Source organism: Nonomuraea sp. NPDC003201 (assembly GCF_053590415.1).
This window is the reverse complement of the sequence record NZ_JBSFTC010000007.1, coordinates 1-13,373: the sequence shown is the minus strand read 5'-3', so window position 1 is coordinate 13,373 and position 13,373 is coordinate 1. Positions and strand designations below refer to the sequence as shown.

13 protein-coding genes and 1 pseudogene are annotated in these 13,373 nt (G+C 70.6%); 6 read left to right on the top strand and 8 right to left on the bottom strand.

Features of this window, described 5'->3' with window-relative positions; genetic code table 11:
- Positions 1 to 477 precede the first annotated feature (477 nt).
- From ACWDX9_RS05310 to ACWDX9_RS05295, 4 genes are all read right to left on the bottom strand, one after another.
- The gene (locus ACWDX9_RS05310) at positions 478 to 1,185 is read right to left on the bottom strand and encodes a type II secretion system F family protein (protein ID WP_449949335.1); all 708 of its coding nucleotides are present in this window, start codon (positions 1,183 to 1,185) and stop codon (positions 478 to 480) included.
- Between the two features lie 22 nt (positions 1,186 to 1,207).
- Positions 1,208 to 2,386: a TadA family conjugal transfer-associated ATPase gene (locus ACWDX9_RS05305; RefSeq protein WP_449949332.1), complete on the bottom strand. Its 1,179-nt coding sequence runs from the start codon at positions 2,384 to 2,386 to the stop codon at positions 1,208 to 1,210.
- On the bottom strand, positions 2,383 to 3,423 hold the full coding sequence (gene ssd, locus ACWDX9_RS05300) for a septum site-determining protein Ssd (protein ID WP_364253778.1): 1,041 nt from the start codon (positions 3,421 to 3,423) through the stop codon (positions 2,383 to 2,385). Before ssd ends, ACWDX9_RS05305 begins: the two co-directional genes overlap by 4 nt.
- Before the next feature lie 1,120 nt (positions 3,424 to 4,543).
- Complete coding sequence (locus tag ACWDX9_RS05295) at positions 4,544 to 5,326, bottom strand: oxidoreductase (protein ID WP_449949328.1); 783 nt, start codon at positions 5,324 to 5,326, stop codon at positions 4,544 to 4,546.
- Between the two features lie 311 nt (positions 5,327 to 5,637).
- On the opposite strand from ACWDX9_RS05295, the gene acs reads away from it, so the two are divergent.
- Positions 5,638 to 7,611, top strand: coding sequence for an acetate--CoA ligase (gene acs / locus ACWDX9_RS05290; protein ID WP_449949325.1), 1,974 nt, complete (start codon positions 5,638 to 5,640; stop codon positions 7,609 to 7,611).
- A 172-nt stretch (positions 7,612 to 7,783) separates the two neighbouring features.
- On the opposite strand, the gene ACWDX9_RS05285 is transcribed toward acs, so the two are convergent.
- Positions 7,784 to 7,915, bottom strand: coding sequence for a hypothetical protein (locus tag ACWDX9_RS05285; RefSeq protein WP_350732724.1), 132 nt, complete (start codon positions 7,913 to 7,915; stop codon positions 7,784 to 7,786).
- Here ACWDX9_RS05285 and ACWDX9_RS05280 point away from each other — a divergent pair.
- The 3 genes from ACWDX9_RS05280 to ACWDX9_RS05270 are packed head-to-tail and all read left to right on the top strand — an operon-like array spanning position 7,914 to position 9,704.
- The gene (locus ACWDX9_RS05280; protein ID WP_449949322.1) at positions 7,914 to 8,354 is read left to right on the top strand and encodes a phage holin family protein; all 441 of its coding nucleotides are present in this window, start codon (positions 7,914 to 7,916) and stop codon (positions 8,352 to 8,354) included. The genes ACWDX9_RS05285 and ACWDX9_RS05280 overlap by 2 nt on opposite strands.
- Positions 8,344 to 9,264, top strand: a complete 921-nt coding sequence (locus tag ACWDX9_RS05275; RefSeq protein WP_449949320.1) for an alpha/beta fold hydrolase — start codon at positions 8,344 to 8,346, stop codon at positions 9,262 to 9,264. The genes ACWDX9_RS05280 and ACWDX9_RS05275 overlap by 11 nt, the downstream gene beginning before the upstream one ends.
- The gene (locus tag ACWDX9_RS05270; RefSeq protein ID WP_449949317.1) at positions 9,261 to 9,704 is read left to right on the top strand and encodes a DUF309 domain-containing protein; all 444 of its coding nucleotides are present in this window, start codon (positions 9,261 to 9,263) and stop codon (positions 9,702 to 9,704) included. The genes ACWDX9_RS05275 and ACWDX9_RS05270 overlap by 4 nt, the downstream gene beginning before the upstream one ends.
- Positions 9,705 to 9,714: 10 nt before the next feature.
- On the opposite strand, the gene ACWDX9_RS05265 is transcribed toward ACWDX9_RS05270, so the two are convergent.
- Positions 9,715 to 10,905 (bottom strand): MarP family serine protease, encoded by a 1,191-nt coding sequence (locus tag ACWDX9_RS05265; protein WP_449949314.1) that lies wholly within the window; start codon positions 10,903 to 10,905, stop codon positions 9,715 to 9,717.
- Between the two features lie 81 nt (positions 10,906 to 10,986).
- Here ACWDX9_RS05265 and ACWDX9_RS05260 point away from each other — a divergent pair, with 81 nt between their 5' ends.
- Entirely contained in the window at positions 10,987 to 11,499 is a 513-nt protein-coding gene (locus ACWDX9_RS05260; RefSeq protein WP_364253789.1) for a HEAT repeat domain-containing protein, read from the top strand.
- On the opposite strand, the gene ACWDX9_RS05255 is transcribed toward ACWDX9_RS05260, so the two are convergent.
- Positions 11,496 to 12,143, bottom strand: coding sequence for an NUDIX hydrolase (locus ACWDX9_RS05255; RefSeq protein WP_397372667.1), 648 nt, complete (start codon positions 12,141 to 12,143; stop codon positions 11,496 to 11,498). The genes ACWDX9_RS05260 and ACWDX9_RS05255 overlap by 4 nt on opposite strands.
- Before the next feature lie 40 nt (positions 12,144 to 12,183).
- Positions 12,184 to 12,906 carry an endonuclease III gene (gene nth, locus ACWDX9_RS05250; RefSeq protein WP_364253792.1) on the bottom strand — a complete coding sequence of 241 codons (723 nt, stop codon included), beginning with the start codon at positions 12,904 to 12,906 and terminating at the stop codon, positions 12,184 to 12,186.
- Positions 12,907 to 12,991: 85 nt separating this feature from the next.
- Between nth and ACWDX9_RS05245 the strand changes: the two are divergent.
- A pseudogene (locus tag ACWDX9_RS05245) lies at positions 12,992 to 13,373 on the top strand (hypothetical protein); the annotation flags it as partial.

Genomic DNA, 13,373 nt, shown 5'->3' with positions numbered 1-13,373 from the left:
CTGGTGAGTGGCCTGGTGGGTGGGGCTCTTGGTGGCTAGGCCTGGCTGGTGGTCGGGCCTGGGCGGTGGTCGGGCCTGGGCGATGGTCGGGCCTGGGCGATGGTCGACCTGATGAGTCGCCTCGTGGATGGGGCGCTTGGTGGCGGCTGGGCCTGGTGAGCGGCTGGGCCGGTGCCAGGACTGGGCAGCGGTCGGGGACTGGGCGCTGGTCGGGAGGGCGGTGGCGGGGCTGGTGGATAGGGATTGTGGGCGCTGGGTTCTGCTGGGGGCATTTCCGGCTGGGGGTGGAAGGTGAGTGGTCGGTTGCGAGTGGGGCCGGGGGTTTCCCAGCGTGCGGCCGGTTCTGAATGGGTGATGGTGCTGTGTGATTGGCGATGCCGTAGGGCCTGTTCCGTTTAGGTGGCGTTCGTGTGGGTGGTGGCTGTTCGGCCTGTGCGGTGTGCGCTCTTGGGCTTGGGGCTGTGATTGGGGTGTTGGTTAGGTTTGCGCTTGGGTTGCCATGTGGTTGGTCCACCACAGGCCACAAGCGTCGAGGGCAATGCCTGCTATCAGGCACATGAGGCCGGGGAGGCTGCCCAGGAGGAAGTCCAGAGGGTGCATGTTGAGGGCGGCGGCCATGAGGAGGCCGAGGGCTGGGAGTACGGCCAGGAGGCGGGCTGTGGTGCGGGGGCCCGCGAGTTGGGCGGCAACGTCCTGGCGGTGGGTTTGGGCTGCGCGCAACGTGCTCGCGACTCGCTCGACCAATGCGGCCAGGCCCGCGCCTACCGTGACGCCTACTTCCCAGCAGGCCGCCAGTTGGCGGAGGCCCTCGCCGCCCTGCTGTGGGGCCGATGAGGTTAGGGCCGCGGAGACGTCGCCGCCGTCTCTTGCCGCGGCGACGATCGGGCGCAGGGTTTCTGCGGCTGGGAAGTCCACTGAGGCGATTGCCCTGGTCAGTGCCTCTCCTGGCGTGCGGCCGGCCGACAGCTCTGCCGACAGGGACTGGCACAGCTCGATTGATGCGTGGCGCCAGAGCTGAGCGCGGCGGGCGGGGGTGGGACGGGTGAGGCGGGTGGTCAGGGATGTCCAGCGGGGTTTGTCCCTGCCTGTGACGAGCCTGGTCAGGCGGATGGTGGGGGTGTCCGGGGCTGTCCACAGCCACACTGCGCAGGCTGTGGACAGTGCTGTTATGAGGGCGCCGGTCATTGCGTGGCCTTGGTGGTGGGAATCATGGCTGGGCTCTTTGGGAGAGGGCTTCGTAGGCGGGGCCGGGTTGGGAGTTGCCCTTCGCGTCGAAGGTCAGGGCCGGGATCGACTCGACGAAGCCGGCTGACGTTTGGGAGAGCAGGCAGATCTCGGCTATGCGGCGTCGGCCGTCCGGGCGGCCGCGGGTCAGGTGAATGACCGCGTCGAGCGCCGCGGCCAGCTGGCTGTGTACGGCTTCCCTGGTCAGGCCCGCTGCGCAGCCCAGTGCTTCCAGGCGAGGGGGTACGTCGGCGGCGGTGTTGGCGTGAAGGGTGCCGCAGCCGCCTTCGTGGCCTGTGTTGAGGGCGGCCAGCAGGTCCACCACCTCCCTGCCTCTGACCTCCCCGACCACCAAGCGGTCCGGGCGCATGCGCAGCGCTTGGCGTACCAGGTCGCGCAGGCTCACACCGCCCGCGCCCTCGAGGTTCGCCGGGCGGGTTTCCAGGCGGACGATGTGGGGGTGGAGGGGGCGGAGCTCGGCTGAGTCCTCAACCAGGAGCAGGCGTTCTGCCGGGTCGGCGAGCGAGAGCAGGGCGGATAGGAGTGTCGTCTTGCCGGTGCCTGTGCCGCCCGTCACCAGGAACGCCAGCCTGGCGGTCACCATGGCGGTCAGCACCGGGATGGCGGATGGGGTGATCGTGCCCGCCGACACCAGGTCGTCCAGGGTGAACGTACGGCGTGGCGGAAGGCGTAGCGAGACGCAGGTGCCACCGGACGCCACCGGCGGAAGCACGGCGTGGAGGCGGACGCCGCCGGCGAGTCTGGCGTCCACGTATGGGGAGGCGTCGTCGAGTCTCCTGCCCGCGACGGACGCCAGGCGCTGGGCCAGCCGGCGTACGGCCCCGTCGTCCGTGAAGGTCACAGAGGTACGGCGTAGGCCGCCGCCGTCGTCTATCCACACCTCGCGCGGGCCGTTGACCAGGACGTCTGTTACGTCTGGACGGGCCAGGAGCGGCTCCAGAGGGCCGGCACCGATGAGGTCGGCGCAGAGGGCCCTGGCCACCGCGAGGATCTCCGCGTCGCCGTACACGGATTTCTCGGCTCGCAGGGCCACTGCCACCTGGGCGGCGCTGGGCTCTACGCCCGCTCTGGCCAGGCGTACGCGGACTGCTTCGACCAGTTCCTGGGACACCGCCCCCGCGGCTGATTTCAGGGTGCTCATGTCGGGAGGAGATCTTGTAGGAGCGTGCCGCACAGGGCGCCCATCACGGTGCGGGGGCCCAGCTTGGGCAGTTCGCCCCGGTTGAGGGTGGCGGTGAGTCTCGGCTGGTCGGGCAGGGTGCCGGCGGACGGGATGCCCAGGGCGCCCGCGGCCATGTCGTCGTCCACCACGCCTGGGCGGAGGATCGCGCGGATGTCCGAGGTGTGCTTGCGGGTCTCGCCCAGCACCTGTACGGCCGAGAGGATGCCGCGTACGTCGGCCGTGGCGACCATCAGCGTGGTCTTCGCCCTGGTGAGGGCCTCGATCGCGGCTGGGTCGAGGTGGCGGGGGAGGTCGACGACTATCAGGTCGAAGCCTCGCTGGCCTGCCTCGAGGACGGAACGCATGGCTTGGGCGGGGATCGCCGCCACCTCACCTCTGTGGAAGGAGAGGACCGCCAGGTCGCCGAACGACGGCAGCGCGGCCTGAAGCGCGCTGGAGTTGATGCGGCCCTCTCTGGCGACCAGGTCTCCCCAGCGGGCGCCCGATGCCTCCTCGTGGCCCAACAGGGCGTCTATGCCACCGCCCAGTGGGTCGGCGTCCACCAGCAAGGTCCGGAGGTGATCGCCCGAGGCGCGCAGGGACAGGCACGCCGACAGCACGCTCGCGCCTGCCCCGCCTCGGCCGCCGATCACGCAGATCACGGATCCTGAGCGGGGGTCGGGCTCCATGGCGTCCGCCAGCCGCTCCACCAGGTGGCGCTCGTCGGTGGGGAGGGTCACGACGGCCTGGGCGCCCACGGCCACGCATTTTCGCCAGGTGTCCGGGTCGTCGGGGGCCCTGGTCACGAGGACTACCTGGTCGCGGGTGGGGGGTGAGCTCGCGGCCACGGCATCTGCCTGGTCGGCGCCTACTGCTATCAGCGGGGCCAGGTTCCAGAACGGGCGGGCGTGGGCCGGGACGTGGGCCACGTCGAGTTGGGCGCCTGCTGCGGCGGCTATGCGGACCAGGTCGTCGAGCAGGGCGTGGTCTTCGGTGATGACCAGGGGGCGGTGCATGTCGGCCTCTCCGGGGGTGGTGTCGGGAGGCCAACCTTGCTGGAGGTGGGTGGGGTGGGGAGAGGGTGAACGGGGTTCTGTGGATTGTTGGGTGGGGGTTGTGGTGGGCCTGTGGATAAGTGGCCTGGCCTGGAGGCGTCGGTGGGGATTGTGGTGCTGCTGTCGCGAAGGCGGTGAGAGGTATCCGCAGGAGTGTGCGGGAGGTGCGGGAGGTGCGGGAGGTGCTCGGTTAGCGGCGGTCCGTCGGAGCGCGCAGTGGCGGGGCACGGTGAGGTACGCCGTGAGAGGGCGCCGTGTCGGAGAGTGCTCAGCGGGAGGTGCTGGCGAAGGCCCGTGGCGAAGTGCGCTTGGCGAGTGAGACGCCGTGAGAGGGAGCGCGGTGGTGGGGGCGCTCGGTGAGAGGCAGGCCGTGGGAAGGCGCCGGGGCCGTGGGAGGGCGGGTGGCGGTGCGGAGGGCGAGTGGCGGTGTGGAGGGTGTGGTGTACGGACTTGGGGTGGAAAAGGGGCGACCCCCGCCGGGGGGGAGAGCGGGGGTCGCCTGATCGGTCCGGCTCCGGGGGGGTAGAGCCGGTCCCGTTTCAGAAGAAAGCTTTCATCACTTCACCAGAGCCTGGCAAGGGACCGGCAAAGGTCCCCCGTGCACGGTTGCTCCAGTTTCGGGCGATACCCCCGTATGCTGCCCGATGGACTCGAGTTTCGTCGAGGAGCAATCTCGCATTTTCGCCAAGTTTTTTGTCTGCGCCATAACGATCACATAAAGACAGTCACTCTCTGTAATCATCACAGGTTGGTAACCAGATCACGGAGGGTGGCGATGGCGGCGTATGCCGGGGCCCCGCTCATAGGCGGGTAAAGGTCTTGGTCCGAGGGCTTCCCATCAGGGCGGATCCGACGTAGAAAGGTGTCACGGACCTCTTGTCCGGGCGCATCAGCCGGGTACCCACGCGCGACCAGCCGCGGGAGGCGCGTCGTGACGGGCTTGACCCGCTCCGACGAATAGAGGTGCACGCTTGGTAACCCGGTGTGATGTGCCAGCAGACGGCGTCTCTTGACTGAGACGCCGTCAGCTATGTCGGCGGCCCGGCCCAACGCTCCCACCTGCGTTTCCGCCGCCGCGACCTCAGCCTCGTTGCATCGCCTCACAGATGGCGGTCGCCTCGCGCACCCCGAGACTTACTGCGGAGGCACACTGTTGTACCCACTGGGCGACGCCCTCCGGGGTCCCGCTCAGGTACGCGCTCAGGCCCCCGGCGTACGAGGCGTGCTCCAGGTGCCCCACCTCCACGGCCACGAGGGACTTCGGGTCCAGGCCGTACTCGACCAGGGTCAGCCGCTCGGCCGCGCGCGCCACGATCCCGTCCGCCGTACCGAAGGGACGCAGTACGGCCAGCTCGGCGTGCATGACGGCGGCCAGCACGATCGCGGGCGCCTTCGTGGGCCGTTCGAGCAGCCCGAGCAGCCCCTCAATGCGCGTCGCCGTCTCCGAAGCGCCCGGCGCGGGCCCCAGTCCCAGCGGGTCCGGCGCCTCGTCCACCGCCCGTGGACGGCCCAGTGCGGACTGCGGCGCCAGGCCGGCGGCCGCCACCGTGTGCAGGCGGGCCAGCACCTGCCTCGGCGCCGTCCGCCACAACGAGCCCAGGCGGCCCAGCTCCGCCGACGCCCGCAGGGCTCCCTGGACCAGCGGGTCGTGGACCTCGTCCCGGCGCAGGGCGTCGAGGGACACGTCCACGCCTTCCAGGGACGCCGAGGCCCGGGCGCCGCGCAGGGACGACTCCGTCGAGACGGCCGGGCTGGCCCGGCGCAGCACTCGATGGCGGTACAGCCGGTCGACGTCCTGCCTGGCGGAGTCGACCGCCTCGGGGACGCCGGGGAACTCCGCGATGACAGCCAGTGGGTCACTCACGGAAACCGACCTTACCGGCGGGTACGACCGCTCTCGCTCCACCGGGTGACGACCGTACCAGCGCCTCGGCGGGAGGCGGGGCGCGCTCAAAAGGTGACCGTGGGTTGAGAAATCACCGGGCGCCGAATATGCGGAGCCCTTTATGGGTCCCCGCCAGATTTCAAGATGACAACGTTTCAATAGCGGTTGTCATGCGACCTGATAAGCGGGGACCCCTCGGTACAGACCTGTCTAGACCTCTTGTGTGTGGAGGCCGTGAGCTGGTGAAGTGGGACACGACCTATCCAATCTGGCCATAGAAGGAGCACGAGGTGGCCCCGGAGACCCCCGGCAACGAGACCCAGGCGCTGTCGAACCTGCTACAGGAGAACCGCCGGTTCGCACCGCCGGCTGACCTGGCGGCGGCCGCGAACGTGACCGCCGCCGCATATGACGAGGCCGCCGCCGACCGTCTCGCCTTCTGGGAGCGTGCGGCCGAGAGGCTGGCGTGGGCCAAACGGTGGGAGACGACCCTCGAGTGGAACGCCCCCTTCGCCAAGTGGTTCGTCGGCGGCGAGCTCAACGTGGCCTACAACTGCGTCGACCGCCACGTCGAGGAGGGCCGCGGCGACAAGGTCGCCTACTACTGGGAGGGTGAGCCCGAGGGCGACACCCGTACCCTGACCTACAGCGACCTCCAGCGCGAGGTCAGCAAGGCCGCCAACGCCCTCCAGGAGCTGGGCGTCGGCAAGGGCGACCGGGTGGCCGTCTACATGCCGATGATCCCCGAGCTGCCGATCGCGATGCTGGCCTGCGCCCGCATCGGGGCGATCCACTCCGTGGTGTTCGGCGGCTTCTCGGCCACGGCGCTGAAGAGCCGGATCGACGACGCCGACGCCAAGCTCGTCATCACCGCCGACGGCGGCTACCGCAGGGGCAACCCGTCGGCGCTCAAGCCCACGGTGGACGAGGCCGTCGCCGAGTGCCCGCAGGTCGAGAACGTCCTCGTCGTACGCCGTACCGGCCAGGACGTCGCCTTCGGCGAGAAGGACGTCTGGTGGCACGACCTGGTCGACCGGCAGAGCGACCAGCACACCGCCGAGCCCCACGACGCCGAGGACCCGCTGTACATCCTCTACACCAGCGGCACCACCGGCAGGCCCAAGGGCATCCTGCACACCACCGGCGGCTACCTCACCCAGACCGCCTGGACGCACCACGCGGTCTTCGACCTCAAGCCCGACACCGACATCTACTGGTGCACGGCCGACATCGGCTGGGTGACCGGCCACTCCTACATCGTGTACGGCCCCCTCGCCAACGGCGCCACCAGCGTCATCTACGAGGGCACCCCCGACACCCCGCACCGCGGCCGGTTCTGGGAGATCGTGCAGAAGTACAAGATCACGATCCTCTACACGGCGCCCACCGCGATCCGGACGTTCATGAAGTGGGGCGACGACATCCCCGCGAAGTTCGACATGTCCAGCCTGCGCGTCCTGGGCTCCGTGGGCGAGCCGATCAACCCCGAGGCGTACGTCTGGTACCGCGAGCACATCGGCCACGACCGCTGCCCCGTGGTCGACACCTGGTGGCAGACGGAGACCGGCGCCATCATGATCAGCCCGCTGCCCGGCGTCACCGCGGGCAAGCCGGGCGCCGCGATGCGCCCGCTGCCCGGCATCGCCGCCGACGTGGTGGACGACCAGGGCAACAGCGTCCCCGACGGGGGCGGCGGCTTCCTCGTCGTACGCGAGCCGTGGCCGTCGATGCTCCGCACGATCTGGGGCGACGACCAGCGCTACATCGACACGTACTGGAGCAGGTTCGACGGGATGTACTTCCCCGGCGACGGCGCCAAGAAGGACGACGACGGCGACCTGTGGCTGCTCGGCCGCGTGGACGACGTCATGCTCGTCTCCGGCCACAACATCTCCACCACGGAGGTGGAGAGCGCGCTGGTCAGCCACCCGAAGGTGGCCGAGGCGGCGGTGGTCGGCGCGACCGACCCGGTCACCGGCCAGGCGATCGTGTCGTTCGTGATCCTGCGCGGCTCGGCGGAGGAGAGCGACGACATCGCCGCCGACCTGCGCAACCACGTGGCCAAGACCCTGGGCCCGATCGCCAAGCCGCGCCAGATCCTGGTCGTGCCGGAGCTGCCCAAGACCCGCTCCGGCAAGATCATGCGCCGCCTCCTGCGCGACGTCGCGGAGAACCGCAGCGTCGGCGACGTCACCACGCTGGCCGACAGCACGGTGATGAACCTGATCTCGGAGAAGCTCCCGTCCGCCAAGTCCGAGGACTGATCCACCTCCAGGCGCATGTCCCGAAATATGGGGACATGCGCCTGGCTCTTGAGAGCCTGGGGCGAAGCCCGGAGTACCCGGCGCGGGCGCTATCTTGTTCGATCGGGTAGTTCTGGGAGTGATAGCGGGACTCGCGCTCGACAAGTTTCGGCGTGTTCGGGGCGCCTGGCTGTCAGCGCGGCTCGGCCTGGCGAAACTGTCGGAAGAGCTCCTGGCGGCGGTACCGCTTCACACGGTACGCGAGCGTCGCATCGCGCTGGATGATGTTTGACACGGCCACCAGGCCTCGATAGGAGACGTTCATGCCGCAGACTCCCGAGGAAGAATCCCTGGGCTCGCTGGTCGCCCAGGCGAGCAGTCAGATCTCGGACCTGGTCCGCTCGGAGATCGAGCTGGCCAAGGCCGAGTTCAGGTTCGACGCCAAGCGGGTCGGCACGGCGGGCGGCCTGTTCGCCGCCGCCGCCTTCATGGCGCACCTGTGCCTGATCCTCGCCTCGTTCACGATCGCGTTCGTGCTGGCGCAGTGGCTGCCCAACTGGCTGGCCTTCCTCATCGTGACCGTGTTCTACCTGGTGGTGGCGGGTCTGCTGGTGTTCATCGGGGTGAGGCGGCTCAAGGGACTGGCCGGGATGAAGCGCACCGCCAGGTCGATCAAGGGGCTCAAGGAGATCGCCACGCCCGAGGACGAGACGCTGCCGGCGGTTCGTTCCGATCGTGAACCGGTGACACGTGATGGCACCTGACGAGTCGGTCGTACAGATCGAGGGACCCTGGACGCACCGCGCGGTCCACGCGGGCGGCACCCGCTTCCACGTCGTCGAGGCGGGCGAAGGGCCGCTGGTGCTGCTGCTGCACGGATTCCCGCAGTTCTGGTGGACGTGGCGCCACCAGCTCGTCTCGCTGCCGAAGGCGGGTTACCGGGCCGTCGCGGCCGATCTGCGCGGCTACGGCGGCAGCGACAAGCCGCCGCGCGGCTACGACCTGCCCACCCTGGCCGCCGACGCGACCGGCCTGATCAGGGCGCTGGGCGAGACCGGGGCGATCGTGGTGGGGCACGACTGGGGCGGGCTGCTGGCCTGGACGATGGCCGTGCTCGACCCCAAGTGCGTGCACCGGCTGGTCGCCGTGTCCGCCCCGCATCCCCTGCGCCTGCGCAAGGCGCTGCTGGGCGACCCGTTCGGCCAGCTCAGGGCCAGCCGGCAGTCGCTGGGCCACCAGCTGCCGCTGCTGCCCGAGCACCGGCTCAGGCGCCGCGAAGGAGCCCTGGTCGGCCGGTTGCTCGACGACTGGTCGCGGCCCGGCTGGCCTGATCCCGAGACCGCGCGTACGTACCGCGAGGCGTTCCGCATCCCCGCCGTGGCACACTGCGCGCTGGAGTACCACCGCTGGTTCGGCCGCTCCCAGCTGCGCCCGGACGGCCGCCGCTACGCCAGGGCCATGCGCACCGCGGTCGAGGCCCCCACGCTCCACCTGCACGGGGCGCTCGACCCGCGCGCCCTGCCGCGTACGGCGCACGGCTCGGGCCGCTACGTGGCGGCCCCGTACCGGTGGCGGCTGCTCGAAGGAGCCGGCCACTTCCCCCATGAGGAGATCCCCGACGTGTTCGACACCGAGTTGCTCGGCTGGCTGGCCGATTCGGAGCCCGACCGATGAGAGACCGCGATCCCGAGGGCAGGCCCCGTAACGCCAGGCCGCGCGACGCGTACGGCAGGCCGCTCCCCTACGGCGAACCCGGCGTGCCCCGGGTCCCCGACGACTACGCCCCCACCACCGAACAGGCCCTGGCCGACGCCCGCGGCTTCCTCGGCGAGGGCCTGCCGTTCAACGCGCACGAGGTGTTCGAGGGCCGCTGGAAATGCGCGCCGGAGGACGAGCGCGAGCTGTGGCAGGGCCTCGCGCAGATCTGCGTCGGGCTGACGCACCTGCAGCGCGGCAACGGGCGCGGGGCGCTGACCCTCTTCGGCCGCGGCGCCGCCAGGGTCCAGGGGTACGGCGGCGCGTACGACGCGGTCGGCAAGGCGGCCTCGGGGTTCGGCCAGGACAGCGACCCCGACGAGGCCGTCGCCACGATCCTGGACAAGCTGCCCGGCTGAGAGCCGGGCGTCAGTCGCACTTCTGGGTGCTGGCCGGGGTGGTGTCGTTGCGGCCCTGGGCCGCGTCGGGGGCGACCTCCTCGGCCGTCAGGACGTAGCCGGTCTCCTCTTCGTTGATCGCGGCGGCGAAGATCACGCCGTAGACCCGGCCGTCCACCGTGAGCAGCGGGCCGCCCGAGTTGCCGGGCAGCACCTTCCCGCGGATCGCGTACACCTTGCGCCTGACCGTGGCGTCGCGGTAGATGTCGGGCCCCTCGGCGTCGAGCTGCCCGCCGATCCTGGCCGGCTCCGCGGTGAACCCCTTGCTCTTGGGGAACCCGGCGATGATGGCGCTGTCGCCGCGCGAGCCGTCGTCGTTGAAGGCGAGCTGCGGCAGGTCGAGGCCGGGCACGTAGAGGACGGCGATGTCGCGGCGCGGGTTGTAGCGCACGACGGTGGCCGCGTGCGGCGTGTTGTTGGAGTCGATGACCTGCAGGTCGCGGGTCACGCCGGCGACCACGTGGGCGTTGGTCATGATCCGGCCGGGGGCGTAGACGAAGCCGGTGCCCTCGATGTGCTTGTTGCAGCTCTCCGCGTTGCCCTGCACCTTGACGATGGCCCGCCGGGCGCGGCTCAGCTTGGCGCCCTGCAGCACGCTCTGGTCGGGCGGCGGCACGTCGACGATCGTGCCCGCGCCGATGGCGTCGAAGACGGGCGGGAACTCCGACCGGTCGATGAACTTCTTGAACGGCTGCTGCCAGTTGCGCGCGGCCTGCGGGATCACGTCGTCGACGGTGGTCAGCAGCGCGGAGTTCTTCACCTGGTCGACGAGGGGGCTGAAGGCCGTGGAGACGATCAGTGAGCCGATCAGCCAGGCGATCACCAGCACGGACAGCGCGCTGGAGAACGTGCCGCCGACCGCGTCGGCCACCTTGGCGGGCTCCCACGTGACGTGGCTGCGCACGACGGCGCCGAGCGTCGAGGACGCGAACTGGCCGATGGTGGCGGCCAGGAAGACGATCACGATCGCCAGCAGCGCCTGTGGGGTGTCGCCGCTGACCAGGGCCTTGGAGATCGGTGGCGCGATGAAGACGCCGAGCACGGCCCCGCCGACGAACCCCACGAAGCTCATCGCCCCGATGATGAAGCCCTGCCGGTAACCCGAGACGCCGAAGGCGATCACGAGGCCGATCAAGATGAGGTCAAGCAGATCACCGCGCACGTTTCAAAGCTAACCAGGGATACGGTCAAGTGTGCACGTCTTCCGCCAGGACGGCGTCACCGCGTGGCTACCTTGAGCGGTATGCCGTCGGCCGGGGAAACAGTGCGCGATCTCATCGAGGCAGCTCTGTGCGACACCGACCCCGACGGCCCCCTGCGCTGGCACGTGATCTCCGTGCTGCGGCAGCGCGGTGATCTGGAGTCCTTCATCGAGGCGCGCCGGCTGTGCGCCGCGGACACGGTGGCGGAGCGGCTGCTCGGCGTGGACATCATGGGGATGCTGGGGCCGTTCGTGGACCGTACGCTGCCGGTGCTGCGCTACCTGGCGGCCAGCGAGGACGACGCCATGGTGCTCTACTCGGTGCTGATCGCGTTCGGGCACCTGGCCGACCCGCGGTCGCTGCCGTCGGTGATCGAGCTGGCCGGCCACGACGACGCGAGGGTGCGCTACGGAGCCGCGTACGCGCTGCAGCACGTGCTCGGCGACCCCCCTGACCGGGCCGGCCTGGAGACGCTGCGCGCGCTGGCGGCCGACAGCGACAAGGACGTGGCGGGCTGGGCCTCCCTGGGCGTGGCCCTGCGCTCGTCCCGCTAGCCCCTGGACGCCAGGTCGATCACTTCCTGCGGGAGGTCCTCCACCTGCGCGGAGTCCCACGGGCGCGCCAGCCCGCCCTCGCGCAGCACGGTGTCGAGCACCATCGCGGTGAACCCCCACACCAGCATCCCCCGCACCCGGAACGCGGGCCCCGCCGACCCTCGCGGATGCCGCAGCGTTACCCGGTTGGCGGGGTCGACCAGCTCGGCGATCGGCACCCGCTCCACGGACTCCACCTCGCTCGGCGAGGCCGCGTGCACGGCCGACGGCTCGCGCCACCAGGCGATCACGGGCGTGACCCGGTTGTCGCTGTGGCTGAGGTACAGCTCGGGCATCGTGCACAGCACGTGGACGCCCGCGGGATCGACGCCGGTCTCCTCCTCGGCCTCGCGCAGCGCCGCCGCGACGGGTCCTCCGTCGTCGGGGTCGACGCCGCCGCCGGGGAAGGCGGGCTGGCCCGCGTGCCTGCGCCCGAGCGTGCTGCGCTGGATGAGCAGGACGTCGGGGCCCAGCGCCCCCTCGCCGAACAGCATCAGCACCGCGGCGGCCCGCCCGCTGCCGTTGGGGGGCGTCCACCATCGCGGTACGTCGAAGCGCTGAGCCTGCGCCGCCAGTCGGTCGAGCCAGTCGGGCACTTGGGTCACGCATCCTCCAACACGCCGGGACACCGGGGACTTCCCGCGATCACGAGAAGGGGCCGGACCTGACGAGCTTCTCGGCCTCGGCCGCCGCCGTGGGGCCCGTGCCGTACGACGGGCAGAGCGCGGCCAGCGGGCACACACCGCACGCGGGTCGCCGCGCGTGGCAGATGCGGCGGCCGTGCCAGATCACCCGATGGGAGAAGATCGTCCACTCGCGTTTGGGCAGCAGCTCCCCCACGACGTGCTCGATCTTGACGGGGTCGGTCTCCTCCGTCCAGCCGAAACGCCGCACCAGCCGCTGGAAGTGGGTGTCGACGGTGAGCCCCGGCACGTCGAACGCGTTGCCCAGCACCACGTTGGCGGTCTTGCGGCCCACGCCGGGCAGGGTGACCAGGTCCTTCAGCTTGCCGGGCACCTCGCCGCCGTACTTCTCGCACACCGCCTGCGCCATGCCGATGATGCTGTTGGTCTTCGCGCGGAAGAAGCCGGTCGAGCGGATGATCTCCTCCATCTCGGACCGGTCGGCGGCGGCGTAGTCCTCCACTGTCGGATATTTCGCGAAGAGGACGGGGGTGACCATGTTGACCCGCTTGTCCGTGCACTGGGCGGAGAGGATGGTCGCGACCAGAAGTTCTAACGGGTTGCCGAAATCGAGCTCGCAGTGGGCCTCTGGATAGGTGTCCGCGAGGATGCGGTTCATCTTGCGGGCCCGCCGTACCAATGCGAGCCGGGTCTCCGGCTTGCGCCCCGCCGCGTTCGTGGCCATGCCGCAAGACTAGAAGCTTCCGCGAACCGTTGAACCCAGGACGGCCCTGCTCGCGTACAAGGGGGCGACATGGGAGGCGGTGGCCATGAGCGGTCAGGGTGCGGTGCTGTCGGACTTCGTGCGTACATCGGGGCCTTTGCGGGGGCAGGCGCTGCATCGCCTGGCCCTGACCTGCGCCTCCGCGGTGGCCAAGCTGCACGCCCGCGGCAACGTGGGGCTCCGGCTCAGCCACGAGAGCGTCGCGCTCGGCGCCCACGGCCAGGTCCTGATCGGCTGGCAGCCCGGCGTCACGCCTGGCTCGGCGGCCGACGACGTGCTGGCCTGGGCCGACCTGGTGGTCTTCGCGGCCACGGGCCGCACAGACGGCGACCCCGCCGTCCTGCCTCCCGCGCTGCACCTGGCGGTACGGCAGTGCCGCCAGGCCGACCCCACGGCCCGCCCGCACGCGGAGGACGTCGGCCGCGCGG